18 protein-coding genes and 2 pseudogenes are annotated in these 26823 nt (G+C 70.5%); 16 read left to right on the forward strand and 4 right to left on the reverse strand.

Annotated features, from left to right (window positions below; translation table 11 throughout):
- Positions 1 to 461: 461 nt before the first annotated feature.
- Positions 462 to 1097: a hypothetical protein gene (locus tag AAFF41_RS34505; RefSeq protein ID WP_143603131.1), complete on the reverse strand. Its 636-nt coding sequence runs from the start codon at positions 1095 to 1097 to the stop codon at positions 462 to 464.
- 223 nt (positions 1098 to 1320) lie between these two features.
- Positions 1321 to 3519 carry a RecQ family ATP-dependent DNA helicase gene (locus AAFF41_RS34510; protein ID WP_319748437.1) on the reverse strand — a complete coding sequence of 733 codons (2199 nt, stop codon included), beginning with the start codon at positions 3517 to 3519 and terminating at the stop codon, positions 1321 to 1323.
- Positions 3520 to 3652: 133 nt separating this feature from the next.
- Between AAFF41_RS34510 and AAFF41_RS34515 the strand changes: the two genes are divergently transcribed.
- From AAFF41_RS34515 to AAFF41_RS34545, 7 genes and pseudogenes are all read left to right on the forward strand, one after another.
- On the forward strand, positions 3653 to 5179 hold the full coding sequence (locus tag AAFF41_RS34515) for a DUF4192 domain-containing protein (RefSeq protein WP_343325155.1): 1527 nt from the start codon (positions 3653 to 3655) through the stop codon (positions 5177 to 5179).
- A 686-nt stretch (positions 5180 to 5865) separates the two neighbouring features.
- A pseudogene (locus tag AAFF41_RS34520) lies at positions 5866 to 7733 on the forward strand (glycogen debranching N-terminal domain-containing protein).
- 131 nt (positions 7734 to 7864) lie between these two features.
- A complete protein-coding gene (locus tag AAFF41_RS34525; protein ID WP_054229890.1) occupies positions 7865 to 8623 on the forward strand; it encodes an NUDIX hydrolase in 759 nt (252 codons plus the stop codon).
- Between the two features lie 111 nt (positions 8624 to 8734).
- Positions 8735 to 10660: pseudogene (locus AAFF41_RS34530) on the forward strand (ATP-binding cassette domain-containing protein).
- Between the two features lie 162 nt (positions 10661 to 10822).
- Positions 10823 to 11710 carry a FadR/GntR family transcriptional regulator gene (locus AAFF41_RS34535; protein ID WP_319748441.1) on the forward strand — a complete coding sequence of 296 codons (888 nt, stop codon included), beginning with the start codon at positions 10823 to 10825 and terminating at the stop codon, positions 11708 to 11710.
- A 452-nt stretch (positions 11711 to 12162) separates the two neighbouring features.
- The gene (locus tag AAFF41_RS34540; protein WP_060894398.1) at positions 12163 to 13698 is read left to right on the forward strand and encodes an RNA polymerase sigma factor; all 1536 of its coding nucleotides are present in this window, start codon (positions 12163 to 12165) and stop codon (positions 13696 to 13698) included.
- Between the two features lie 132 nt (positions 13699 to 13830).
- Positions 13831 to 14649 (forward strand): S1 family serine peptidase, encoded by an 819-nt coding sequence (locus AAFF41_RS34545; RefSeq protein WP_319748442.1) that lies wholly within the window; start codon positions 13831 to 13833, stop codon positions 14647 to 14649.
- 388 nt (positions 14650 to 15037) lie between these two features.
- Here the strand turns inward: AAFF41_RS34545 and AAFF41_RS34550 are convergent, their stop codons facing one another.
- The gene (locus AAFF41_RS34550) at positions 15038 to 15268 is read right to left on the reverse strand and encodes a DUF7455 domain-containing protein (RefSeq protein ID WP_075030622.1); all 231 of its coding nucleotides are present in this window, start codon (positions 15266 to 15268) and stop codon (positions 15038 to 15040) included.
- 440 nt (positions 15269 to 15708) lie between these two features.
- Here AAFF41_RS34550 and AAFF41_RS34555 point away from each other — a divergent pair, with 440 nt between their 5' ends.
- The 6 genes from AAFF41_RS34555 to AAFF41_RS34580 all read left to right on the forward strand — a co-directional run bounded on the left by AAFF41_RS34555 (position 15709) and on the right by AAFF41_RS34580 (position 22879).
- Positions 15709 to 17832, forward strand: a complete 2124-nt coding sequence (locus AAFF41_RS34555) for a DNA gyrase/topoisomerase IV subunit B (RefSeq protein WP_060894394.1) — start codon at positions 15709 to 15711, stop codon at positions 17830 to 17832.
- A gap of 517 nt (positions 17833 to 18349) precedes the next feature.
- Positions 18350 to 18874 (forward strand): DUF1453 domain-containing protein, encoded by a 525-nt coding sequence (locus AAFF41_RS34560; protein ID WP_343325156.1) that lies wholly within the window; start codon positions 18350 to 18352, stop codon positions 18872 to 18874.
- On the forward strand, positions 18871 to 20022 hold the full coding sequence (locus AAFF41_RS34565) for a sensor histidine kinase (protein WP_319748444.1): 1152 nt from the start codon (positions 18871 to 18873) through the stop codon (positions 20020 to 20022). The genes AAFF41_RS34560 and AAFF41_RS34565 overlap by 4 nt, the downstream gene beginning before the upstream one ends.
- Entirely contained in the window at positions 20019 to 20702 is a 684-nt protein-coding gene (locus AAFF41_RS34570; RefSeq protein WP_319748445.1) for a response regulator transcription factor, read from the forward strand. Before AAFF41_RS34565 ends, AAFF41_RS34570 begins: the two co-directional genes overlap by 4 nt.
- 105 nt (positions 20703 to 20807) lie before the next feature.
- Positions 20808 to 21290, forward strand: coding sequence for a DUF485 domain-containing protein (locus AAFF41_RS34575; protein ID WP_319748446.1), 483 nt, complete (start codon positions 20808 to 20810; stop codon positions 21288 to 21290).
- Positions 21287 to 22879, forward strand: coding sequence for a solute symporter family protein (locus AAFF41_RS34580; protein ID WP_319748447.1), 1593 nt, complete (start codon positions 21287 to 21289; stop codon positions 22877 to 22879). The genes AAFF41_RS34575 and AAFF41_RS34580 overlap by 4 nt, the downstream gene beginning before the upstream one ends.
- A gap of 121 nt (positions 22880 to 23000) precedes the next feature.
- Here the strand turns inward: AAFF41_RS34580 and AAFF41_RS34585 are convergent, their stop codons facing one another.
- On the reverse strand, positions 23001 to 23693 hold the full coding sequence (locus tag AAFF41_RS34585; RefSeq protein ID WP_054229901.1) for a response regulator: 693 nt from the start codon (positions 23691 to 23693) through the stop codon (positions 23001 to 23003).
- Between the two features lie 161 nt (positions 23694 to 23854).
- On the opposite strand from AAFF41_RS34585, the gene AAFF41_RS34590 reads away from it, so the two are divergent.
- The 3 genes from AAFF41_RS34590 to AAFF41_RS34600 all read left to right on the forward strand — a co-directional run bounded on the left by AAFF41_RS34590 (position 23855) and on the right by AAFF41_RS34600 (position 26729).
- A complete protein-coding gene (locus AAFF41_RS34590; protein ID WP_054229902.1) occupies positions 23855 to 24670 on the forward strand; it encodes an ABC transporter ATP-binding protein in 816 nt (271 codons plus the stop codon).
- Positions 24660 to 25535, forward strand: coding sequence for an ABC transporter permease (locus AAFF41_RS34595; RefSeq protein ID WP_319748448.1), 876 nt, complete (start codon positions 24660 to 24662; stop codon positions 25533 to 25535). The genes AAFF41_RS34590 and AAFF41_RS34595 overlap by 11 nt, the downstream gene beginning before the upstream one ends.
- Before the next feature lie 129 nt (positions 25536 to 25664).
- Positions 25665 to 26729: an ABC transporter substrate-binding protein gene (locus tag AAFF41_RS34600; RefSeq protein ID WP_319748449.1), complete on the forward strand. Its 1065-nt coding sequence runs from the start codon at positions 25665 to 25667 to the stop codon at positions 26727 to 26729.
- The last annotated feature ends 94 nt before the right edge of the window (positions 26730 to 26823 follow it).

The following is a 26823-nucleotide window of genomic DNA, read 5'->3' on the forward strand; positions in this document are numbered from 1 at the left end:
CACCGTCCGGGATTCGCTCGGGCGAGGCTCGGGGCGATGCTGAGGGCGTGATGCCTAGGGCGTGATGGTGGTGCCACTACGGCACCACCTGTACGGCGGTCTTTTTGGCGTGCCTGCAGTGAGTGTGCCTGTGGTCCATGTGCCCGTGGTTCATGGCCCGAAGTGAGTGCTTGCTCGCCGAGGTCGTGGTGAGGGCGGTGCGCGTCTCTGATGGCGGGGTGTCTCCCCGGCGTACGTCGGCGTCGGACGGCCCCGGTGGTCGTCCGCATGTTCCGGAGGGGCGCGTACGCCGCTGGAGCGGGCGCGAGCGCTATGGCACTGCCCCTGCCCGGTCCTGCCGCGCCGCGGGGCCCCACGACGGGGCGGACGCGCCCGAACCCCGGGGGACGAGTGCTCCTCAGGGGGCCTGCAAGGCGGGTCGGTGCCTGGGCGGGCGCCGAGGCCTCACGGCCGCGGGCGACTCAGCGGGCGGCCGCCCGGCGCAGCACCTCCGACGCGGCGCCCCCGGTGCGCGGGAGCGGCGGCGGTGCCTCGGTCAGAGCGAAGGACTCCGGTGGGGAGTCCGCGCTCGGACGGCGTCCGCCGCGGCCTTCGCCGAGTACCTGCCAGCCGTCGTGCGTCAGCGTGATGTAGGCGCCGCAGCGCAGCCCGTGGAGGGTGCAGGCGTCCCGCAGCCCCCACATCCACGCCCCGTCCTCCTCGGTCCACCGTGCGTCGCCCTCGCGGCAGTAGAGCAGTACCGCCGTGCGTACCGGGGTGCGGCGGCGCAGGTCGTGCGGGATCACCCGGCGCAGCTGCGCCAGCAGGGAGTTGCGGAACATCCAGCCGTCGGCCGGCGCCGACCGCCGGGTGAACGAGGCGCTCGCCCGCAGCCGTTCGTCCGCGTCGAGGACGGCCACGACGGCGGTCGTGGGTCTCGGCCGGTGCCGTGCGTGCAATCCGCTGACGACCTCCCGGGGATTGCGCAGCAGCGGAATCCCCGCAGCGGCCCATTCGGCGGGTTCGAGCATACGGGTCAGTGGGTTGGCGGAAGCGGCGGACAGATCGGCAGACGTCGACATGGATGCCGCCGAGGACGGAGCGAATCCGAAGGTCACGGTCCTCCCTTCGGCTACGCGCCCACACAGCGGGCGGGGTCGGACTTGGGGGAGCGCACGCCGCAGCAGAGCCCTACCGGATCACGGGCGAGCCGTGCGGGGAGCGGACCTCAATTCTTCCTGTCGAACTTGGCTGCGGCAACGAGCAATTGGGGCCACCGACCGTTTTCCGGCTATACGTCGTGTATATCCCTGCCCACTGTTCTCGTTCGCGACACGTGGGTCATGCCTGCACGGCCAGGACCAGCGGCAACACCCCCTGCGCCCCGGATCGTCGCAGCATGCGCGCGGCGACCGCGAGCGTCCAGCCCGTCTCGGTGGCGTCGTCCACGAGCAGCACGGGACCGCCTGCTTCCTTGAGGGCGGCTGCCAGCGCGGGCGGCACGGCCAGCGCTCCGTCGAGTGCCTTGAGCCGCTGGGCGCTGTTGCTCCGGGAGACCTGTGCGACGGCCTCGCCGACGTACTCCACGGACCCCAGCAGCGGCAGTCGGCCGACCTCCGCGATCCGTGCGCCCAGCGACTGGATCAACTGCGGACGCCTGCGCGAGGCCATGGTGACGACGCCGACCGGGCGCGGCTGCGCGTCGGGCTGCCCGGAGGCCCAGCCGCCCGGCCCCTTCGCCCAGTCGGTCAGGACGCCGACCACGGCCTTCGCCACATCGTCCGGCACGGGTCCGTCCGGTGCCTGGGGTGTGAGCATCGGCCGCAGCCGGTTGCCCCAGCCGATGTCCGAGAGCCGCCCCAAGGCGCGCCCCGGTGCCGCTTGTTCGCCCGCCGGGATTCGCCCCTTCAGGTCGACGCCGACGGCCGGCAGGCCCGTAGGCCACATCTTGCGGGGGTCGACGTCGACACCGGCGCGGCCCAGCTCGCCGTTGGCCGCGTCGAGTGCGGCGGGGGACACGGACGCCTCGAACCGGGCTCCCGCACACGTGTCGCAGCGCCCGCACGGCTTCGCCAGCTCGTCGTCGAGCTGACGCCGCAGAAACTCCATCCGGCAGCCGGTGGTCGACACGTAGTCGCGCATCGCCTGCTGTTCGGCGGCCCGCTGCTTGGCGACCCAGGCGTAGCGCTCGGTGTCGTACGTCCAGGGCACGCCCGTGGAGATCCAGCCGCCCTGGACGCGCCGCACCGCGCCGTCCACGTCGAGCACTTTGAGCATCGTCTCCAGACGGGACCTGCGCAGCTCCACCAGGGGTTCGAGGGCGGGCAGCGAGAGCGGCCTCTCGGCGCGGGCCAGGACGTCCAGGGTCCGGCGCACCTGCTCCTCCGGAGGGAAGGCGATCGACGCGAAGTACTCCCAGATCGCCTGGTCCTCCTTGCCCGGCAGGAGAAGCACCTCGGCATGCTTCACCCCGCGGCCCGCGCGCCCCACCTGCTGGTAGTACGCGATGGGGGAGGAGGGGGAGCCCAGGTGCACCACGAATCCGAGGTCGGGCTTGTCGAAGCCCATGCCCAGCGCGGAGGTGGCGACCAGGGCCTTGACGCGGTTGGCGAGGAGGTCCTCCTCGGCCTGCTGGCGGTCCGCGTTCTCCGTCTTTCCGGTGTACGAGGTGACGGTGTGCCCGCTCTGGCGCAGGAACGCGGTGACCTCCTCGGCGGCGGCCACGGTGAGTGTGTAGATGATGCCCGAGCCCGGCAGGTCGCTCAGGTGCTCGGCGAGCCAGGCCATCCGGTGGGCGGCGTCCGGCAGCCGCAGCACACCGAGGCTCAGGCTCTCCCGGTCCAGCGGTCCGCGCAGGACGAGTGCGTCGGTGCTGGCGCCGGTGCCCAGCTGTTCGGCCACATCGGCCGTCACGCGCGCGTTGGCGGTCGCGGTGGTGGCCAGGACGGGGACGCCCGGCGGGAGATCGGCCAGCATCGTGCGCAGCCTGCGGTAGTCCGGCCGGAAGTCGTGTCCCCAGTCGGAGATGCAGTGTGCCTCGTCCACCACGAGCAGGCCGGTCGCCGCGGCCAGCTTGGGCAGCACCTGATCGCGGAAATCGGGATTGTTGAGCCGCTCCGGGCTCACCAGGAGCACGTCGACCTCGCTCGCGGCCACCTCGGCCTGGATCGTCTCCCACTCCTCCGTGTTCGACGAGTTGATGCTCCGCGCGTGGATGCCGGCGCGGGCGGCCGCCTCCACCTGGTTGCGCATGAGGGCGAGGAGCGGCGAGACGATGACCGTGGGCCCGGCGCCCCGCTCGCGCAGCAGCGCGGTGGCGACGAAGTACACGGCGGACTTGCCCCAGCCCGTGCGCTGCACGACGAGGGCTCTGCGCTTGTCGGCCACCAGGGCCTCGATGGCGCGCCACTGGTCTTCGCGCAGCCGGGCCTCGCCCGCCGGGGCGCCGACAAGGCGGGCGAGTACGACATCGGCCGCGGCGCGCAGGTCGGCGTTGGGCAGGTCCGTGGGGGTCGGGGGGCGTGGGTCGTCGTTGCTCATGGCCCCATGCAACCCGATGGGTCGGACATAGCGCGAACGAGACCGCCTGGCTGTGGACAAGTCATGTCGTGGTCATGGCCAGGGTTATCCACAGGGCAAAGCGGAATTTCAAGATCCGCGGGATGGTCACGGCATGACGAATCACAGCGAAGCGGCCGACATGTCCGGTGACAGTGACATCAGCGGGCGCGGTCGGCACGGGGGAGACAGCGCGGGCCACGCGCCGAGCGGGCGCAGCGGACGGGGCGCGCACGATGGGCGCGACCTGCCCGGTCGGCACCAGGTGACCCTGCGCACACCGGCCGAACTGGCCGATGCCCTGCCCTACCTGCTCGGCTACCGGCCCGAGGACAGCGTCGTGCTGGTGGCCCTGCACGACGGGGAGAGGCGCGGCCGCTTCGGTGGGCGGGCACGGCTCGGCATCTCCGCTCACGTGGACGACTGGCCGTCCGTCGCCGATCAGCTGGCGCAAGGACTGGTGAAGGGAAGCGAGCGCAGAGGGGCACGGCCCGAGAGCATGGTCGCCTACCTCTGCCAGGAGCCGGGGACCGGGGAATCGGGACGGGACGTCATGGAACGTCTGCGGCCGCTCGCGCAGTTTCTGCGCACGGCCTGCGGTCGCCTCGACGTCCCCGTCATCGAGGCTCTGTGCATCTCCGACGGCCGCTTCTGGTCGTACTGCTGCCCCGGCCAGGGGTGCTGTCCGTCCGAGGGGCATCCGATGGGACTGCCCGGCACCTCCGTCCTGGCCGCTGCCGCGACCTACGCCGGCCTCCAAGTTCGCGGATCGCTGAGGGAGTTCACCGCTCGGTTCATTCCGTGGGAAGGCGCGGTCGCACGGGATCAGCAGACCGCGCTCGACACGGCGAGCATGTCCCTGGTTCCCAGGATCCTCGACGGCGACGGCCGCGCGGAGGTGGCCGAGGAGACCCTCGGACTGGCCCGGCAGATCGTGAAGCGGTTCGCCGACGCCCCGCCCGCGTCCGGCACACGCCCGGCGGACCTCCGCGACGACGGCCTCCTGGAGCACGACGAGGCCGCCGCCTTGATCCTCGGACTCCAGGACCGCGCAACCCGTGACCGCGCCGCCGAGTGGATGGAGGGTGACGAGGCCGGCCCGGCCCTGCGCCTCTGGCGGGCGCTGGCCCGCCGGTGCGTCGGCCGCTACGGCGAGCACGCGGCGGCACCCCTCACCCTCGCCGGGTGGGTCGCCTGGTCGACCGGTGACGAACTGGAGGCTCGCGAGGCCCTGGCCATGGCACTCGGCGCCGATCCCGACTACCTCTTCGCCCGCCTTCTGCACCAGGCGTGCAACGAGGGCCTCGACCCGGAGTCGATCCGCCGTTGCCTGCGCGCGGAGCGCACCGGCCGGAGCGGGGCGGAAGGGGAACAGGTATCGGGTCCCGATCGCTCGACGCCACGCGATGTCGCCGAGCCGCCGGGCACCTCGAACCGACGTCGGCGCAGGGCACGCAGGGCGGGGATCGGGGCATCGCGCGGAAACGGGCGTCACCCCGGGGCGGGCAGCCTCCGTCGGCGTCGGCCCACCGATGAGGCCGCGCCCGGCGGGGAGGGACCTGGGCGCGCGCCTGAGGCGGCGAGCGAAAGGGCACGTGCCCGCCGCAAGGGTGGTCGGCGGGTTGTGGGGGAGGAGACGTGAGCGGGGCGAGCGGAGCGGATCGACGATCATCGGGTCGGGTGACACCTGAGGTGCTCCGGGCGCCGGATGTCACCCCACTCGACGCGGCGGCACACCCCCGCCCGGGCGGCACGGGCGGACGGCGCGCGGCGGCACGCCCCAGCCCGCGCGGCACGGGCGGACAGCGCGCGCCCGCGCTCTCCAAGCCCGAACCCTCGGCCCCCACCGCACCCGTACCAGCCGTCCGCGGTATGCCCGGCCGACCATCCCACCGCCATTTGGTCTGCTTGCCCGGCCCAGGGCGTGACCTCGGACGGGGCCGTTCCGTTCACCTGTGCGGCGGTAACCGTGGCTGGGCCGCGCCGCCGAACGCCCTCGCCCCTTCGGAGCCCCCAACCCGGCGCCGAGCGCGCCACAGGCGCACTGACCGAGGAAGCCACATGCCCCTGCCCGTTCCACCCTCCGATCCCGACGGCGCCCTCCCGCCGGTGCGCAGGCCCGCTCAGCCCTTCCCGCGCCGCGCCGGTTCACAGGCCCCGTTCGCAGGAGCCGAGAGCACTTTGAGCCCCTTCGCGGGCCCGGGCGGTCCGGCGGCTCGTCACACCCCGCTTCCCGGGCCGCGCCGGACCACGGACCTGCCACCCGTGCACAACGCCCTGATCTGCGTCGCCCTGCCGGGACTGGCGATCTCCACGGACCAGGGGCAGCTGACCGGCCGCGGGCTGGAGGGGTTCTACCGCGCCGGCCGCCGGACGCTGTCCCGCTGCCAGGTGCGAGTGGCGGGGCGCGAACCGCTCGCCGTACAGGCCCGGATGGTCGCCGCCGACCGAGCCCGCTTCGTCGGGACGGTGCGCGCCTCCGCCGACGGCGGCCCGGATCCCGACGTGGTCGTGGAGCGGACGCGCGACGCGGACGGCACGGAACGGATCACGCTGCGCAGCGCCTCCCCCGCGCCCTGCGCGTGCCCGTCGAGGTCGCCCTCGCCACGGATCTCGCGGAGCTCGGCGCCGTCGCCTCGGGCCGAGCCGGGCCCGAACTGCCCGCCAGCGTCCACGACTCGGGCCTGCGATGGTCCTGTGCCACCGGTAGCTCGATCGTCACCGCCGACCCACCGCCCGCCGACGCGCTGGCCTCCGCGGGACTGCTCCGCTGGGAGCTCGAACTGCCACCCGGTGGCACCCGGAGCGTGGAGTTGAGGGTGCGACCGGGCGGTGCGTGGCCGGCCAGAGCTGTCGGCCGCGGCGCCACGAGCCCGCTCTCCGCCGCGCGGGCCACCGGCGACGACCCCAGGGTCCAGGCGCTCATGGACACCTGCGTCGAGGACCTCCGGGCGCTACTGCTGCGCGATGCCGCCCACCCGTCGGACACGCACCTCGCGGCGGGGGCGCCGTGGCGATGCGGCCTGGCGCCGGCCGAGGCACTGGTCGCGGCCCGGATGACACTGCCACTCGGCACCCGGCTCGCCGCGGGCACGCTGCGGACCCTCGCCCGTACCCAAATCGCGGGCCGCGGACCGCAGTCCGGCCTGATCCCCGGCCCGCGCCGGGACGCCGGCCCGTACCTGCCACCGGGTTGCACGGCCACCGAGGCGACCCTGCTGTTCCCCGTACTGCTCGCGGAGGCCAGGCGCTGGGGACTTCCGGAGCAGGAGACCGAGGAACTGCTGCCCGCTGCCGAGCGGTGCCTCGCTTGGCTGCGTACCACCGCCGGTGACGGCACCTATCTGCCCGACCCGCACCCCGGCGGTCCGTTCCGCTGCGAGACGCAGGCGCACGCCCACCGCGCGGCACTGCTGGGCGCCGATCTGCTCGACACGTACGGCCGGCCGGGTGGCGAGGGACTGGTGCAGTGGGCCCGGGAACTGCGGACCGCGTTCCGCGGGGACTTCTGGGCCGAGGACCGGGGAGGCGGCAGACCGGCGGCCGCCCGGGCACCGGACGGGCGCCTCGTACCCCACCTCGGCGCGAGCACCGCCCACCTCCTCGACACGGGGCTGCTCGGCTCCGGCGTGTTCGCCCCCGGCCTCCTCGACAAGGCGCAGACCGAGCAGCTCGCACGGCTGCTCGGCGGTCCGGCCATGGACTCAGGCTGGGGTCTGCGCAGCCTGGGTGCCAGGGAGGCGGCGTACAACCCCTTCGGACACCGCGGCGGCGCCGTGCGTGTCCAGGAGACCGTGACCGCCGTCACCGGCCTGGTCACCGCCGGCTACGAGAAGGAGGCGAGCGCTCTGCTCCGGGGGCTGCTGGCGGCCGCCGAGACCTTCGGAAACAGGCTGCCCGAGATGTACGCGGGAGAGCAGCGCACGGAAGGCGGCGCCCCGCTCCCGCACCCCGCTGCCTGTCGGCCTGCGGCCACGGCGGCGGCCGCCGGGGTGCTGCTCCTCACCTCCCTCGCGGGCATCCGCCCCGACGCCCCGGCCCGGACGGTGACACTGCGCCCGGTCGGTAGCGCGCCGCTGGGCGAGATCGGACTGACGGGACTGCGGATCGCGGGCGCCACGTTCTCCGTGCGCGTCAGCAGACTCGGTCTCGCGATGGTGGAGGAGGCGGCCGACGGACTGCAGTTGGGCGTGTGACCTCGCGCGACGCGTCCTCGGACGGCGACCGGCGGCGGCCGGTGGGACCCGTACAGGACGGAAGTGGATCATCAGTGGAAGCGACTGACGAAGGGCGTGTTTATCGTCAGGCAGACGACTATGATCGCGACATGCCCTACGATCCGTCGGCCTTTCCGCCGTTTGCCGTGACCGTGGACCTGGTCGTGCTGACCGTGCGTCGCCATGCCCTGTGCGCGCTGGCGGTACGGAGGGGGGAACAGCCTTTCCAGGGACGATGGGCACTCCCGGGCGGCTTCGTACGGCCCGACGAGGACCTGGCACAGGCGGCAGCGCGCGAGCTGGTCGAGGAGACCGGACTGCGCGCCCATGATCCGTCGGCCCCGGCACAGGACAACGGCGCGCACCTGGAACAGCTGGCGACCTACGGCGACCCCAAGCGCGACCCGCGGATGAGGGTGGTCAGCGTCGCCCATCTCGCGCTGGCCCCCGATCTGCCCGCGCCCAGGGCCGGAGGCGACGCCAACAGCGCGCGCTGGGCGCCGGTGGAGGAGTTGCTGCAACAGGGCGGTTACGGCCGCGACGGAGAGCAGGCGGCACCCCTCGCCTTCGACCACGCCCAGATCCTCTCGGACGGGGTGGAACGCGCCCGGTCCAAAATCGAGTACTCGTCGCTGGCCACCGCCTTCTGCCCGTCCGAGTTCACCGTCGGAGAGCTGCGCCGAGTGTACGAGGCTGTGTGGGGGGTGGCACTCGACCCGCGCAACTTCCACCGCAAGGTGACGGGCACTCCGGGGTTCCTCGTGCCCACAGGCGGCACGACCACGCGCCAGGGCGGCCGACCCGCGCAGCTGTTCCGCGCCGGCGGTGCCACATTGCTCAATCCCCCGATGCTGCGCCCCGAGGTCTGACGAGGGCGGATCGGCTCGCAGGGCGCGTCGCGCCGAAAGAGTGGAGAGAGCTGCCTCGGATGAGCCGCAAGGTGCCCGAAAAACCGCAAATGTCACGCTATCTTGCTGTGAGTGATCCAGGCCATCGGATTGACCAGCAATCCCCGCAAGGAGCTCCCCCGCCGTCGACGACGTGTCCTTCGAGGCGCGCCCGGGTCGTGTCACAGCGCTCCTCGGAGCCCCGGGCGCGGGCAAGACGACGACGCTGAGGCTCATGCTCGAACTCCAGCGGGGCCGTGGAATCACCTACTTCAGAGGCCGTCCACTGCACCGGATCGCCCATCCCATGCGTGAAGTCGGGGTGCTCCTGAGCGAGGTGCCGGGCCATCCCGCGCGTACGATCCGCGGACAGCTCGGCATGGTGTGCGCGGCCGCCGGTGCCCCGATTCGGCGCGTCGACGAAGTGATGGAGGTCGTCGGGCTCGTGAGCCTGTGCGACGAACGGCTGGGCACCCTGTCGCGCGGTATGGATCGCCGTCTGGGCCTGGCCTGTGCGCTGCTGTCCGATCCGCACGCCCTCGTCCTCGATGATCCCGCCGGCGGGCTCTCCGTCACCGAAGGTCGTTGGCTGCACGGGATTCTGCGGGCGCACGCGGCCCACGGAGGCACTGTTCTGTTCAGCACGGACGACCCCAAGGAGGCCGCTCGGACGGCCGACCGGGTCATTACGCTGGAGGGAGGCCGGCTCGTCGCCGACCAGGAGGCCGCGGACTTCGCCCGCACCCGGCTCCGCCCCCGGGTCGCCGTCCGCAGTCCGCACGCCGCCCGCCTCGGAGCCCTGCTCGCCAAGGAGGCCCGCGCCGCGCAGCGTTCCGTCGAGGTCGTGCGCGAGGACGGCAACCGGCTCTCGGTGTACGGCAGCACCTGCGCCGACATCGGTGAGACCGCCTTCCGGCACGGCATCCTCGTACACCAACTCGCCGACGAGACCGGCGACATGGGGCCACGTGCCACGCTCCCCGCCGAGGGCCTCGCCTCCGCGACCGTAGTCACCTCTGCCCTCCTGACCTCTGCCTCCGCGACCTCCACCCCCACGGAGGACGCCCCCGCGGACGATGCCCCCACGGAGGACGCCCCCGCGACCGACGAACCCGCCACCGCCGTAGCCGCGACGGGGGCGCGCACGCCCGACGAGCCGAGGCCGACGGCCGAGTCGCGGACCCGTGAGGCCGCTTCGCCGGGCGCGCGGGACCTGCCCCAGCTCCCGCCCCCCATCGCCGTACGCCACGCACCGAGCCCACTGCGTCCGCTGCGCTACGAACTGCGGCGCGCCACCGGAGTGGGCACCGGCTACCTCACCGCGATCACCGTGCTGGTCTCCTCAGCTCTGCTGTCCGTACTCCTGGCCAGAATCGGTCACACACCCCAGCCGCGGCTCCTGGCCGCCTGGCCGCGGGAATGCCCCCTGCCGCCCGCGGCGCTCGGGGCGGGACTGCTCGGGGCGCTCGCCTTCGGCGAGGAGTTCCGCCACCCCGCCCTGGCCGCGGACCGCGGCACCGTCCCCCGCCGCCTGGGACTGCTCGCCGCCAAACTCCTCGTCGCCTCGGTCACCGCGCTGGCGCTGGCCGTCCTCACGGTGGGCTGCGACCTCGAAATGCTCTATCTCGTCTACGGGCGAGATCTCGCCGGAGTTCCCCGGACTGGCTTTCGCTGAGCGCGAGTTGGATCGGCCTCACGGTGGGCTGCGCCTGGGCGGGAGTGCTGGCGGCAGGCATCTTCCGGTCGACCACCGCCGGGCTCGCGGCGGTGCTCGCCGTCCCGGTCGTGGTCGTACCACTCGTACAAAAGACCTTGGCGGGTCCGTCCGTGCGGAAAGCGGCCGGGTTTTCCGAGCGACTGCGCGAGCTCCTGCTGATGCAATGGCCGTTCGGGGGAGCGCGCTATATCGCGGCCGGGGCGCGCCTTGTCGCCCAACCTGTCGGCGGTGCCCTGATGTTGTCGCTGACCGCTCTGCTCTGCGCGTATCTGCTCACGACCCTGCGCAGCAGGGTGCGATGACGACCGTCCTTACCCTTCCGTTCTCGCCGTGCGCACAACTCCCCGGAGAACGCCCATTTCTTTCCGATAAGGCGTCAATTGCGACGCGGTGAGCGATCACCCTTTCGTGTGCTTTTCACCAAAGACCTCAAGGGAGTTGGAGACAGCGCCGACAAATGATCCGTGAGTACCCTTGCGCACACCATGATGACCGCCGCCCGCTCCTCAGACTCCGGCCTGGCCGGCCCGGGCGGACTCGACCGCTACCCCTACGCCGAGGGCCCTGGTGCCGAACGCGTCGGCGCCTCCGCGTGGGAGGGCGCGGACCCGGAACTGGGCCGCGTCGGCCGGCGCGCCGCGGGCAGCCGCGGACGCGGACTGCACGGCCAACTCGTTCAGCAGCTGGGTCAGATGATCGTCTCCGGCGACCTGGGCGCGGACCGTCCGCTCGTCCCCGAGGAGATCGGACAACGGTTCGAGGTCTCCCGTACCGTCGTCCGTGAGTCGCTCCGCGTCCTGGAGGCGAAGGGGCTGGTCAGCGCCCGCCCCAACGTCGGCACGCGCGTGCGTCCCGTCAGTGACTGGAATCTCCTCGACCCGGACATCATCGAATGGCGGGCCTTCGGGCCGCAGCGCGACGACCAGCGGCGCGAGCTGAGCGAGCTGCGCTGGACGATCGAGCCGCTCGCCGCGCGCCTGGCCGCCGGGCACGGGCGCGAGGAGGTCCAGCAGCGTCTCGGAGACATGGTCGAGATCATGGGCCACGCCATGGCGCAGGGTGACTCGCTCACCTTCTCGCGGGCCGACGCGGAGTTCCATTCGCTACTCATCCAGGTATCGGGCAATCGCATGCTGGAGCACCTTTCCGGGATCGTCTCGGCCGCGCTCCAGGTCTCCGGCGGCCCCGTCACCGGCTGCGACCGACCGACCGAGACCTCCTTGACGCACCACGGCCGGATCGTCGACGCCTTGGCCGAGGCCGACGGCGCGGCGGCCGAGGCGGCCATGCGGCAGTTGCTCGCCGTTCACCCCGAGGTGGAGCGCGTGGTGCCCGCGCCGCGCGAGCACTGATCGCGCCCCGAGGGCGGCGCGGTCGGGGGGCGTGTGCCCTCTCGTGGCATCGCTTGGTCGGCGGAGCATCCCCGCCGGACCCCGTCGGATCCTTCCGGGATCCGGCGGGATCCGGCGATGTGATGAAGGTGATCAAGCCATCAGCTGAGGTGATGAACCCATCGGTTTGAGGTGATGAGTCCATCGACTGACCTCCTCTGACCGTGTCTGGCCGCTTTTGGGCACTTATGGGGTGTGACTCGGGCCACGCAGATTGGGCGTAACGCTCTTCGGAACTGCGCGATGACCTAAGAGGTGACAGCCGAGGAGGGAATACGGACGCCGTTTACGGCGCTGTGCATCTTCCCGGCTCCCGCCCGCGCCGTCGACCCATCCCCAAGTCGGCGGTCGTCGGCTCCTGTCCGCAGTGGACGGGGCCGGAAGCCGTTTTCCAACGTTCCGAGAGGTTGTTCGTGTCGGCCAGCACATCCCGTACGCTCCCGCCGGAGATCGCCGAGTCCGTCTCTGTCATGGCGCTCATTGAGCGGGGAAAGGCTGAGGGGCAGATCGCCGGCGATGACGTGCGTCGGGCCTTCGAAGCTGACCAGATTCCGGCCACTCAGTGGAAGAACGTACTGCGCAGCCTCAACCAGATCCTCGAGGAAGAGGGTGTGACGCTGATGGTCAGTGCCGCGGAGCCCAAGCGCACCCGAAAGAGCGTCGCAGCGAAGAGTCCGGCCAAGCGCACCGCCACCAAGACGGTCGCGGCGAAGACGGTGACCACCAAGAAGGCCACCGCCACCACCGCCCCGGCGGTGCCCATGGCCGACGATCCGGCTGAGGACGCGTCCGCCAAGAAGGTCGCCGCCAAGAAGACGGTCGCCAAGAAGGCCGTCGCCAAGAAGACGGTCGCCAAGAAGGCCGTCGCCAAGAAGACCACCGCCAAGAAGGACGACGTCGAGCTGATCGACGACGAGGCGGTCGAGGAGACCCCGGGCAAGCCCGGTGCCGAGGAGCCCGCCGAGGACGGCGCCCAGGGCTTCGTCCTGTCCGACGAGGACGAGGACGACGCGCCCGCGCAGCAGGTCGCCGCGGCCGGCGCCACCGCCGACCCGGTCAAGGACTACCTCAAGCAGATCGGCAAGGTCCCCCTGCTCAACGCCGAGCAGGAGGTCGAGCTCGCCAAGCGCATCGAGGCGGGCCTGTTCGCCGAGGACAAGCTGGCCAACGCCGACAAGCTCGCCCCCAAGCTCAAGCGCGAGCTGGAGATCATCGCCGAGGACGGCCGTCGGGCCAAGAACCACCTCCTGGAGGCCAACCTCCGCCTGGTGGTCTCCCTGGCCAAGCGCTACACCGGCCGCGGCATGCTCTTCCTGGACCTCATCCAGGAGGGCAACCTCGGTCTGATCCGCGCGGTGGAGAAGTTCGACTACACCAAGGGCTACAAGTTCTCCACGTACGCCACCTGGTGGATCCGTCAGGCGATCACCCGCGCCATGGCCGACCAGGCCCGCACCATCCGTATCCCGGTGCACATGGTCGAGGTCATCAACAAGCTCGCGCGCGTGCAGCGTCAGATGCTCCAGGACCTGGGCCGCGAGCCCACCCCGGAGGAGCTGGCGAAGGAACTCGACATGACCCCTGAGAAGGTCATCGAGGTTCAGAAGTACGGCCGCGAGCCCATCTCGCTGCACACCCCGCTGGGCGAGGACGGCGACAGCGAGTTCGGTGACCTCATCGAGGACTCCGAGGCCGTCGTCCCGGCCGACGCGGTCAGCTTCACGCTCCTCCAGGAGCAGCTGCACTCCGTCCTCGACACTCTGTCCGAGCGCGAGGCGGGCGTCGTCTCCATGCGTTTCGGTCTCACCGACGGTCAGCCGAAGACCCTCGACGAGATCGGCAAGGTGTACGGCGTCACGCGTGAGCGGATCCGTCAGATCGAGTCCAAGACGATGTCGAAGCTGCGCCACCCGTCGCGTTCGCAGGTGCTGCGCGACTACCTCGACTAGGTCTCGACCGTCTGTCGCCGAGGGCCCGGCTCCCGATGGGGAGCCGGGCCCTCGGCGCATGCATGGAGTGCGTACTGCCGTCCGCTGGATCACTCTGGGTTTTCCATGACCATCCCAGAGTGAGGAAAGCGCATGCGCCGTCCTTTCGCCCCAGTACTGGCCCTTGCGGCCGCCGCGGCCCTCATACCGCTGGCATCCCCCGCCCCGGCCGCGACCGACGACATCGTCATCGGGGGCCATCCGGTCGACATCGCCCAGAGCCCGTGGACGGTCGCACTGTCCAGCCGTGACCGGTTCGGGGGAACGCGGGCCGGACAGTTCTGCGGGGGCGTGGTGATCGGCCCGTCGCTCGTGCTGACTGCGGCCCACTGCCTGAGCCCGCTCGTGCTGGGGGCTCCGCCGCAGCAGATGCGCGACTTGAAGATCATCGCGGACCGCACCGACCTGCTGTCCGGCAACGGCAAGGAGATCCCGGTGCGCGACACCTGGGTCAATCCGCAGTACGACGCCGTCACGAACGCCGGTGACTTCGCCGTGATCACCCTCGCCTCCCCGCTGCCCCAGAGCTCGGTCATCCGTATGGCCCCCTCAGGGGATCCCGCGTACGCACCCGGCACGGCCGCCACGGTCTACGGCTGGGGCGATACGACAGGCACCGGCACCTACGCGCTCGGTCTGCGGTCCGCGGGCGTGAACGTACTGTCCGACTCCATCTGCGAGCGTGCGTACCCGGGGAGTGAGGACGGAACCTATCAAGCCACTTCCATGGTGTGCGCCGGGGCGGCCGCGGGTGGGCGGGATGCCTGCCAGGGGGACAGCGGCGGCCCGCTGGTGGCCCAGGGGCGGCTGATCGGCCTTGTGTCGTGGGGCAGCGGCTGTGGGCAGGCCGGAAGCCCCGGGGTCTACACGCGGGTCTCGGACGTCGTCAAGGCGCTCGGTAAGCGCCGCTGAAGGCGTGGGAGGGATGTGGCACGGACCGCACCGGGTCGCGGATCACGGGGCGCCGGGTGAAGGGAACCAGGTGGCGCGTGGGGGGACTGATCCGCGCCGGTGACGAAGGGAGGTGCGCTGGAGCGGTACGGACCGGTGGCCCGTCAACGTGCGCCGGAGCGGGCCGGTGGCGCGTGAAGGTGCGCGGCAAGGGTGTGAACCGGTGACGCGTTGACGTGCCTGAGCCCGGCGCCTGTCGCCTTTGCACGGGGCCGTGAGGCTCCGGGCGGAGGCACACCGCACCGCCCGGGAAGCGGTACGCATACGGGCGGCCACCCCGAGTAGCAGGGGTGACCGCCCGTACACCGGCCTATTGCCAGAGCTGGCTCGTCGTCGTTGACGCGAAGTGTCAGCGCTCTTCGTCGTTGGACGTTGCCGGGACCGACGTCAGTCGCTCCGTCTCGTCCTGTATCTCAGCGGCGATCTTCTTGAGTTCCGGCTCAAACTTGCGCCCGTGGTGGGCGCAGAAGAGCAGTTCACCGCCGCTGAGGAGGACGACGCGCAGATATGCCTGGGCGCCGCAACGGTCGCAGCGGTCAGCGGCCGTCAGCGGGCTCGCGGGGGTCAGAACAGTAGTCACGTCGCCTCTTCTCTAGCTCGACGAGCTGTCGTACCAGGGTCAACATCCAACCAGGCCGAAAACGTTCCCGCTCGTGGCTTTTCCTCGAAAAATTCTTCCGGGGCGGCTGTCTGCTGCCGGGTGGCGGCGAATGAGCCGTATTACGTGTCTTTGTGTCTTACGGGTTCGCGCTGTCTGTCAGGGTCAGCCCTCCCCGGCTGGCTTGCCGGTTGTTCATGAGGACGTGCCCGGAGCCTAAATGGTTCATGCCTGGAAGGGAACGTGATATGTACTTCACTCCATCGAGGGATCGAACACCCATGCGAGCCTGGACTAGTCTGAGTTCATGCGAGGGTGGCGTTACAACGGCTCTACCAGGCCTCGGTACCCTCTGAGCGGAGACCGAAGCCGACCCCTTACCCAAAAGGGTCCCACCTGAAATTCAGCGAGGAGCGAACCGCGTGACCGCCGACACGTCCGTGCCGTCCACAGCGTTGCTGACCGGAGCAGACCGGGACGGTTCCAACTACACCGCGCGGCACCTGCTCGTCCTCGAGGGGCTCGAGGCCGTACGCAAGCGCCCCGGCATGTACATCGGCTCGACCGACAGCCGCGGTCTGATGCACTGCCTGTGGGAGATCATCGACAACTCCGTGGACGAGGCCCTCGGGGGCTACTGTGACCACATCGAGGTGATCCTGCACGACGACGCCTCGGTGGAGGTGCGCGACAACGGCCGCGGCATCCCGGTCGACGTGGAGCCCAAGACAGGCATGTCGGGCGTCGAGGTCGTGATGACCAAGCTGCACGCGGGCGGCAAGTTCGGAGGCGGCTCGTACGCGGCCTCCGGCGGTCTGCACGGCGTGGGCGCCTCCGTGGTGAACGCGCTCTCCGCCCGTCTCGACGTCGAGGTGGACCGTGGTGGCCACACCCACGCGGTGAGCTTCCGGCGCGGCACCCCGGGAGCGTTCAAGGCGGACGGTCCCGAGGCCGCCTTCGACGCGAGCAGCGGTCTGCGGAAGCTGAAGCGGATCCCCAAGACCCGCACCGGCACGCGCGTGCGCTACTGGGCCGACCGCCAGATCTTCCTCAAGGACGCCAAGCTCTCCCTGGAGAACCTGCACCAGCGCGCCCGCCAGACCGCGTTCCTGGTGCCCGGCCTGACCATCGTCGTCCGTGACGAATACGGGCTCGGCGAGGGCGGCAGCAAGGGCGAGGAGTCCTTCCGCTTCGACGGCGGCATCAGTGAATTCTGCGAGTACCTGGCCGCCGACAAGCCCGTCTGCGACGTCCTCCGCTTCTCCGGGCAGGGCACCTTCAAGGAGACCGTCCCGGTCCTGGACGACCACGGACAGATGACGCCCACCGAGGTCACCCGTGAGCTCGGCGTCGACGTGGCGCTGCGCTGGGGCACCGGTTACGACACGAACCTCAAGTCGTTCGTGAACATCATCGCCACGCCCAAGGGCGGCACCCACGTCGCCGGCTTCGAGCAGGCCGTCGCCAAGACGATGAACGAGGTGCTGCGGGCCAAGAAGCTGCTGCGGGTCGCCGAGGACGACATCGTCAAGGACGACGCGCTGGAGGGCCTGACCGCCGTCGTCACCGTGCGCCTCGCGGAGCCGCAGTTCGAGGGGCAGACCAAGGAGGTCCTCGGCACCTCGGCGGCCCGCAGGATCGTGACGAACGTGGTCTCCAACGAACTCAAGGCCTTCCTGACCACCACGAAGCGGGACGCGGCCGCGCAGGCCCGGGTCGTGATGGAGAAGGCCGTGGCTGCCGCGCGTACGCGGATCGCGGCCCGTCAGCACAAGGACGCGCAGCGTCGCAAGACGGCCCTCGAGTCCTCCTCGCTGCCCGCCAAGCTCGCGGACTGCCGCAGCGACGACGTCGAGCGCAGCGAGCTGTTCATCGTCGAGGGAGACTCCGCGCTCGGCACCGCCAAGCTGGCCAGGAACTCCGAGTTCCAAGCGCTGCTGCCGATTCGCGGCAAGATCCTCAACGTCCAGAAGGCGTCCGTCACGGACATGCTCAAGAACGCCGAGTGCGGTGCGATCATCCAGGTCATAGGGGCCGGGTCCGGCCGGACGTTCGACATCGACGCAGCGCGGTACGGGAAGATCATCCTGCTCGTCGACGCCGACGTCGACGGTGCGCACATCCGGATTCTGCTGCTGACACTCTTCCAGCGGTACATGCGACCGATGGTCGAGGCGGGGCGGGTGTTCGCGGCGGTGCCGCCACTGCACCGCATCGAGCTGAGCCAGCCCAAGAAGGGCCAGGACAAGTACGTCTACACGTACTCGGACCGTGAGCTGCGCGAGACGCTGCTGGAGCTGCAGCGCAAGAACGTGCGCTACAAGGACTCGATCCAGCGTTACAAGGGTCTTGGCGAGATGGACGCCGATCAGCTGGCGGAGACGACGATGGACCCGCGTCACCGGACGCTGCGGCGGATCAACATCTCCGACCTGGAGGCGTCCGAGCAGGTGTTTGACCTGCTGATGGGGAACGATGTCGCTCCCCGTAAGGAGTTCATCTCCAGCTCTGCGGCGACGCTGGATCGGTCGCGTATCGACGCGTAGGCGCTGCGCCGGCGGTGCCGGGTGGCTGTGATGGGTGGCTGTGGTGGGTCGGGGCCGTGGCGGTACCTCGAGCCCGTCGCCGCCGGATCGGACGTGGGCCGGGCAAGGGAACCGCTGCTCGATCCGGGCGTAAGCGACGGGCTTGCGACGCACCGCCACGGCCCCTTCCGTGGGGGCCCGGCTGCGGGTGCTGGGTGGTGAGGGTCGCTCGCGCTGTTCCTCGCGAGGCTGGGGACGCCGGTCCGCATGTGCAAGCCCGTCCGGCGTGTGAGGGCGAGGCCGTTCAGGCCGACAGGGGGGCGTAGCCCCGAGGGATGGGACGGGTAGGGGCGGCGGGGGCGAGAAACGCGGTGGGGGCCTGGGGGGCTCCACCCGTGGGTGGAGGGATGGGGTGGGTGCGGATCCACCCGCGATCCACCCCGGCTCCGATCTGCTGAGCTGCCGATTTCCGTAGCGTCGAAGGCGTCGACAGCGCTGGCTGTCGGAACCCGCTCTTTCCTCGCCCACGGAGGTCGTGATGTCCGGGCTCGTCAATGCCTTGGTGATCCTTGCCGTTGTAGTGCTGGTCATCGCGCGCCAGTTCCGTACGCGCAGGATCAGCACGGACAGGCGCTGGTGGATCGTGCCCGTCGTCCTGGCCGTGATCGCTCTGCGGGAGCCGGGCCTGATCGACGTCCACCATCGGACCGAGGCGATTCTGCTGCTCGGGGCAGAGCTGTTCATCGGGCTGGCCATCGGAGCCGCGTGGGGGTGGACGACACGGATATGGGCGGAGCCGGACGGCTCGGTGTGGAGCAAGAGCACCAAGGCCAGCGCGGCCGTCTGGGGCGTGGGCATAGCCCTGCGGCTGGGACTGTTCGGCATCGGCGCCCTGCTGGGCGTCCATCAGGACAGCTCCGCCCTGCTGCTCGCCCTCGCGGCCACTCTGCTGGTCCGCTCCGGGATCCTGGCCTGGCGCTCTCAGTCTCTGTACCCGGCCGTCACGCAGGCGACGGCGTACGGTGACGACGTGCCCCGGGGCTCGTGGAAGGAGCGCGTGTGACGGAGAACGCCTTGAAGCGCTGGCCCTCCCGCGAGGCGCTGTCCCGAGCGGGAGTGGTCAGGTCCAGGCGTGCGCTCGCCTGGGCCGCGCGCCTCTTCGCCCTCGGCCTGCTCCTGTGGACGACCTTCACGAGCGGCCATCTCGGCGCCTGGAAGATCGCGGCGGGCGCTCTGGGGGTCCTCGTCTGCGGGCTGGCGGCGTGGGCCTTCTGGCGGACCACGCTCGAACACCGTCTGCTGCCGTCCCTGGCGCTGCTCGCCCTGCTGCTCGCGATCGCGACGGTGGGAGCGAGCACGGGATTCCGGGTGCCGGCCATCGTCCTGTGGTGCGGGTGCGCCATCAGCGCCATAGAGAGGTTGCCTCTAGTGGCGGCGCTGCCTGCCACCTCCGTGGCACTGAGCGCGTTCGCGGCGGTCAACAACGACGTCTGGCTGACCACGGCCGCCACCGCCGGGGGGCTCGCCCTGGCCGGATACGTGCTGCGCCTCGACGCGGAGGCCCGCGGCAGTGCCCAGAGGTTGCTCGCTCAGGAGCGGGCGGCTCGCGTGGCCGAGGCGGAGTCCGCGGCACTGGCGGAGCGGGCCAGGATCGCGCGGGAGATCCATGACGTCCTGGCGCACAGTCTCTCGGCACAGATGGTGCATCTGGAGGCGGCCCGGCTGCTGATCGAGCGGGGAGGCGACCGGGAGCAGATCCTCGAGCGGGTCGTGGCGGCACGTGGGATGGCCCGTGAGGGGCTCGCCGAGACCCGGCAGGCGCTCTCCGCCCTTCGCGGGGAGATGTCCCCGGTGGAGGACTTCCTGAGCGAGCTGGTCGCCACGGCGGACGGCGCCGACATCACCGTCTCGGGTGAACGGCAGCCGCTGCCCGCCGAGGCCTCGCAGGCGGTGCGCAGGGTGGCGCAGGAAGCCCTGACGAACGTCCGCAAGCATGCGCCGGGCGCCCAGGTCCACCTGCGGCTCGAGTACGGCGAGCACGAAGTGACCCTGGGCGTACGGGACTCGGGAGGACCGCCGGGCGAACTCAGCGGTGCGGGGGCCGGGTACGGTCTGCTGGGCATGCGGGAGCGTGCTGAGCTGCTGGGCGGCTCGTTGGAGGCCGGGCCGGACGAGGAGGGGTTCGTGGTGACGCTGAGGGTGCCCGTATGACGGAGGAGGGGACCAGGAAGCCGGCTCGGGTCGTGGTGGCGGACGATCAGACCGTGGTGCGCGAAGGCATTGTGATGCTGCTGGGCCTGCTGCCGGGGATCGAGGTCGTGGGTGCGGCGGGGGACGGGCACGAGGCCGTGGCGCTGGTGGCCGAGCTCGCCCCGGACGTCGTGCTGATGGACCTGCGCATGCCGCGCTGCGACGGCGTCGAGGCGACCCGGCGTATTCGCGCTGAGCATCCGGGGACACAGGTCGTCGTGCTCACCACGTACGCGGACGACGAGTCGCTGTTCCCCGCGCTCAGAGCGGGAGCCCGGGGCTATCTCACGAAGGACGCGGGCGGCGACGAGATCGTGCGCGCGGTGGAAAGCGTGCTGTCCGGGGACGCGGGACTCTCGCCGAGCATCCAACGGCGACTGCTGGAGCGGCTGTCGGAGCCGGCGCCCGCGGCCGTTGCGCCCGTGGAGCCGCCCGACGGGCTCACCACGCGGGAGACCGAGGTGCTGCTGCTGATCGCCGAGGGACTCACCAATCAGGAGATCGCCCGCAGACTGCATGTCTCCCCCGCCACCGTGAAGACCCACATCAACAATCTCTTCGCCAAGACGGGCCTCAAGGACCGTGCTCAGGCGGTGCGTTACGCCTTTGGGAAAGGTCTCGTACGGCCACCGACGGGATGAGTCACCTGATGGGGTGAAGAGCGCGGAGAGAAGAGTCCGGGATCTTCCCGATCTGTCCATCCTTGGGCACGCGGCAGAAAAAGGGTCGCGGACAAGGAGAGTTCGGTGGAGAAGCACGACGGGCGCGATACCGGGGAGGTCCGGTTCGATGACCCCTGGTACGACGCGCTCGCTTCCGGCTGGGGTGAGTTGGACAGCACGGGCGCACCCGCCGTGCCGTTCGCGCGCCCGGAGCACGAAGGTCGCACGGGCGGGACGGCCGACGTCTATCTGGAGGTGCAGCGCAGCGCCGCCTTCCAGGAAGTGCGCAGTCGGTACCGGAGGTTCGTGGTGCCGGGCGTCGCCGTGTTCTTCACCTGGTACGTGGGCTATGTGGTGACCGCGACGACGGCGCCCGGGTTCATGGCCCGGCCCGTCGCCGGCGCGGTGAACGTGGCGATGGTGGCGGGGCTCGGGCAGTTCCTCAGCACGTTTCTGTTCACGTGGGCGTACGCACGGCATGCGCGGCTGCGCAGGGACCGGGCCGCACTGGATCTGCGCTGGGACACCCAGGAGCTGACCCGGGGCGTCCGAGGTGGTGAGCGGTGACCGGCAACCATCAGACACTGGCGTTGTTGCTGTTCAGCGCGTTCGTGGCGGTGACGCTGGGGATCACGACGTGGGTGAGTCGAAACAGACACGGGTCTGCCGAGGAGTTCTATGCCGGCGGGCGGTTGTTCTCGCCGATGGAGAATGGTTTTGCCATTTCGGGCGACTACATGTCGGCGGCGTCGTTCCTGGGGGTCACGGGGCTCATCTCGCTCTACGGCTACGACGGGCTGCTGTATGTCGTCGGGTTTCTCGTCGCTTGGCTGGTCGTCCTGTTCCTGGTCGCCGAACTGGTACGCAACTGCGGGCGGTTCACGCTCGCCGACGTCGTCGCGGCCCGGATGGACGAACGGCCGGTGCGGATCGCGGCGGGAACCTCTTCGGTGACCGTGTCCGTTCTGTATCTGGTGGCGCAGATGGTGGGGGCGGGCAGCCTGGTCGCGCTACTGCTGGGAGGTTCGAGCGAGGCGGCGCGGAACTGGACGGTGATCGGCGTCGGCGCGCTCATGGTGATCTATGTGTCGCTGGGAGGGATGCGGGCCACCACATGGATTCAGATCGTCAAGGCGGTCCTGTTGCTGAGCGGTTCCATCGCCTTGACCGTGCTCGTCCTGGTGCGGTTCCACGGGGACGTGAATGAGTTGCTGCGTGCGGCGGCGGAGCGCAGTGGCCATGGTGACGCGTTTCTCGCGCCCGGGTTGAAGTACGGCGGGGACTGGACGGCGCGCTTCGACTTCATCAGTCTCGGCCTCGCGCTGGTGCTCGGCACGGCCGGGCTGCCGCACATCCTGTCGCGTTTCTACACCGTGCCCACGGCACGGGCAGCGCGGCGCTCGGTGGTCTGGTCGATCGGGCTCCTCGGGGGCTTCTATCTCATGACGATCGTGCTGGGCTTCGGCGCGGCGGCGATCGTCGGCCCAAAGGAGGTGCGGGGAGCGAACGCGGCGGGCAACACGGCGGTTCCGCTGCTGGCGCTCGATCTGGGCGGCGGCGCGAACTCCGCGGGAGGAACGGTTCTCTTTGCCGTCGTCGCGGCCATTGCCTTCGCAACGATCCTCGCGGTCGTCGCCGGGATCACCCTGGCGTCCTCGGCGTCCGTGGCGCACGACCTCTACGCCTCGATGCGCCGTCGGCACGCGAAGCCCCGCAGCGAGGTCGCCGTGGCGCGTACGGCGGCGGTGGGTATCGGGGTGGTCGCGATCGCGCTCGGGCTCCTGGCCCGCGATCTGAACGTGGCCTTCCTGGTGGGCCTCGCCTTCGCGGTCGCCGCGTCCGCGAACCTGCCGGTGCTGTTGTACTCGCTGTTCTGGCGGAGTTTCACGACCCGCGGTGCCGTGTGGGCCGTATACGGCGGCCTGGTGCCCGCGCTGCTGCTCGTCCTGCTGTCGCCGGTGGTGACAGGGAGTCCCGATTCGCTGTTCCCGAGCGTGGACTTCCAGTACTTCCCGTTGCAGAACCCCGGCCTGGTGTCGATTCCGCTCGGCTTCCTGGCGGGCTGGCTGGGCACGGTCACGTCCGCGGAGCCGCCGGACGAGGCCAAGCACGCCGAGACCGAGGTGCGGTCGCTGACGGGTGCCGGCGCGGTCTGAGGCGGCCCCAGCTGAGTGTCCGGGGGCGCCTCAAGCAGTGGGGGCGCCCCCAGTGACGTACGGCCCCACGACATGCGTCGAGCGCCGGGTCGATGCCATGGGCTCGGCGTACGGCGTGGGGCTAGGGCGCCACCCAGGCGTACCGGTGTTCCGGGCGGCCCGTGTCGCCGTACTTGAGCGAGAGGCGCAGCCGTCCCGCCTGTTCCAGGTGGCGCAGATAGCGCTGCGCGGTGGAGCGGCTGAGCCCGGTCTCGGCCGCGACCTCGTGGGCCGACAGCGGCTGGTTCGCGCGGTGGAGGACACCGCAGATCAGGTCCGTGGTGGGTTCCGAATGGCCGCTGGGCAGTCCCGGCGACGACGGGACGGGCGTGGTGCGCAAGGCGCTGAAGATCCGGTCGACCTGCTCCTGACCCGCCACGCCGCGCCCGCCGACCCGGTCGACGGTGCGCCGCAGGGCCGCGTACGAGTCGAGGCGGGTGCGCAGCGCGGCGAAGGTGAACGGCTTGACCAGATAGTGCAGGGCGCCCAGACGCATCGCGGCCTGCACGGTCGTCACATCGCTGGCCGCGGTGATCATGATGACGTCGGTGCCGTGGCCGCGTTCGCGCATGCGGTGCACCAGTTCGAGGCCTGTCTGGTCGGGCAGATAGTGGTCGAGCAGGACCAGGTCGACGGGCGCGCGCTCCACGGCGGCCAGGGCCTGGGCAGCGCTGTGCGCGCGGGCGGCCACCCGGAATCCGGGAACCTTCCCCACGTACTTCGCGTTGATCTCAGCGACGCGGAAGTCGTCGTCCACGACCAGGACGTCAATCATCGGGCCTCTTTCTCTCAAGGCCTGGCGAGCGTTAAGCCCGTGTTTCGGCTCCGCTGTTGTAGCGCGAGCAAAACGAGCACAACAGACTCTTGCAAGCATAAGAAGGCCTTGCGCCCAGAAGACTGATGCTGTGGCCCGCGCCACATCTACGGTCCCGGGCCATGAGCGCAGACACCAGCCCCGCCATTGAGCTGCGGGGCGCGAGCAAGATCTTCAAGACCCCGTCAGGGGGTCTGCACACGGCGGTCAGGGAACTGGATCTGACCATCGGTCGTGGCGAGTTCGTGGCCGTCGTCGGTCCCACCGGCTGTGGGAAGTCCACGACCTTGACCCTGGTGAGCGGTCTGGAGGAGCCCACTGAGGGCGAGGTCCTGGTGGCCGGTGAGCCGGTCGCGGGCGTCGGCGACAAGGTCGGCTTCGTCTTCCAGCAGGACGCCACCTTCCCCTGGCGGACGGTCCTGTCCAATGTCATGGCGGGCCCGCGTTTTCGCGGTGTTCCGAAGACGGAGGCCAAGCAGCGGGCCCGCGAATGGCTGGCCAGGGTCGGGTTGTCGGCCTTCGAGGACCGTTATCCCCACCAGCTCTCCGGCGGTCAGCGCAAGCGCGTCGCCCTCGCCGCGACCTTCGTCAACGACCCCGAGATCCTGCTGATGGACGAGCCGTTCTCGGCGCTCGACGTGCAGACCAGGGCCCTGATGTCGGACGAGCTGCTGGAGCTGTGGGAGGGCACGGGCGCCTCGGTCGTCTTCGTCACCCACGACCTGGAGGAGTCCATCGCGCTCGCCGACAAGGTCGTCGTGATGACGGCGGGCCCCGCCACCGTGAAGCAGGTCTTCGACATCGATCTGCCGAGGCCGCGCAAGGTCGAATCGGTGCGCCTGGAGCCGCGGTTCATCGAGATCTACCGTGAGATCTGGGAGTCCCTCGGTGAAGAGGTCCGCATCACCCGAGAGAGGGGCGCCGCGAATGTCGCCTGACGTCATGCCCGAGACCGTCGTCGCGGCGACCGCCACCGAGCCCGCCAGGCCGGGACGCGCCCACTCCCGTGCTCGTGCCGCCCGCAGACGCAGGATGATCGTCGCCGCCGCCCGTGCGGTGCTCCTGGTCGCCGTGCTCGGCCTGTGGGAGGTGTTCGCACGCGCCAAGATCATCGACCCGTTCAACTTCTCGATGCCGTCGAAGATCTGGGACCAGGTCTACACCTGGGTGACCCACGGGACGGCGCTCGGCTCACTCGGCGAGCAGGTCTGGTACACGCTCCAAGAGGCACTGCTCGGCTGGGTCATCGGAGTCGTGGCCGGTGTGGTCTTCGGTATCGCGCTGGGCCGCATCGCCTTCCTCGCCGATGTCCTTGGTCCATACATCAAGGTGCTCAACTCCGTACCCAGGATCGTCCTCGCGCCGATCTTCGTGATCTGGTTCGGGCTCGGGCCGGCCTCCAAGGTCGCCTCGGCCGTGGTCCTGGTCTTCTTCCCGGTCTTCTTCAACGCGTTCCAGGGTGCCCGCGAGGTCGACCGCAACCTCGTCGCCAACGCCCGGATCCTGGGGGCGAGCGACCGCCGGGTGACCCTTCAGGTCGTCATCCCCTCCGCCACCTCGTGGATCTTCACCAGCCTCCACGTCAGCTTCGGCTTCGCCCTCATCGGTGCGATCGTCGGCGAGTACATCGGCGCCACCAAGGGCATCGGCCTGCTCGTCGCCCAGTCCCAGGGCACCTTCAACGCGGCCGGTGTGTACGCCGCGATGGTCATCCTCGCCGTCGTCGCCCTGCTGGCCGAAGGGCTGCTCACCTTCGCCGAGCGCCGCATCTTCCGCTGGAAGCCGTCGGACTCCGAGAGCTGATCGGCGGACAGCACCCGCCCAGGGTGCCCGACTTCCTCTCAACGCTCTCCAGGGTGCTCCCTTTCCGCTCAACGCTTCCCAGGACACCCCTTTTTCCCGCACTGCCCTCTCACAAGGACGTGACCCATCATGCGCAAGACCGCCAGATACTCCGCGCTGGCAGCCGCCGGTCTGCTCGCCCTCTCCTCGCTCACCGCCTGCGCCAACGACGCGGCCTCCACCACCGCCGACTCCGGCAGCAACGGGGGCGGCGGCAAGGGGGAGCACGTCAAGATCATGGTCGGCGGCCTGGACAAGGTCATCTACATGCCGGCGATGCTCACGCAGCGGCTCGGCTACTTCAACGACGAGGGTTTGGATGTCGAACTCCTGAGTGAGCCGGCCGGTGTGCAGGCGGAGACCGCCCTCGTGTCCGGACAGGTCCAGGGAGCCGTCGGCTTCTACGACCACACTCTCGACCTGCAGACCAAGGGCAAGGCCGTGGAGTCCGTCGTGCAGTTCTCGCACGCGCCCGGTGAGGTGGAGATCGTCTCCAACAAGCGAGCGGACGACATCACCTCGCCCAAGGACTTCAAGGGCAAGAAGCTCGGCGTCACCGGGCTCGGTTCCTCCACCGACTTCCTCACCAAGTACCTCGCGGTCAAGAACGGTGTGAAGGTCAGCGAGTTCGCGCCGGTCGCCGTCGGCGCGGGTCCGACCTTCGTCTCGGCGCTCCAGAAGGGGGCCATCGACGGCGGCATGACGACGGACCCGACCGTCGCCACGGTCCTGCAGAAGGGCCTCGGCAAGGTGCTCATCGACATGCGTACGCCGAGTGGTTCGCAGCAGGCGCTCGGCGGACCGTATCCCTCCTCCAGCCTCTACATGCAGACGGACTGGGTGAACGGCCACAAGGAGACGGTCCAGAAGCTGGCCAACGCCTTCGTGAAGACCCTCAAGTGGATGTCCACGCACAGCGCCTCCGAGATCGCCGCCAAGATGCCCGCCGACTACTCACAGGGCAACAAGACGCTCTACGCGACCGCCATCCAGAGCACGCTGCCGATGTTCACCAAGGACGGCGTGATGCCCGTGGACGGCCCCGCGACTGTAGAGAAGGTGCTCAAGGCGTTCAACCCCAACATCAAGAACGCCAAGGTGGACCTGAGCAAGACGTACACCACGGAGTTCGTGAAGAAGGCCGTCACCGGCTGAGGAAGAAGGCCACCAAGGTCACCGAGGCCACCACCGGCGGAGAAATGACGGCCGCCACTGGTCCAGGTCAGAGCGGGGCGCGGCCTCTTCCCCC

It is taken from the genome of Streptomyces mirabilis, from assembly GCF_039503195.1.
Classification (GTDB): Bacteria; Actinomycetota; Actinomycetes; order Streptomycetales; family Streptomycetaceae; genus Streptomyces; species Streptomyces mirabilis_D.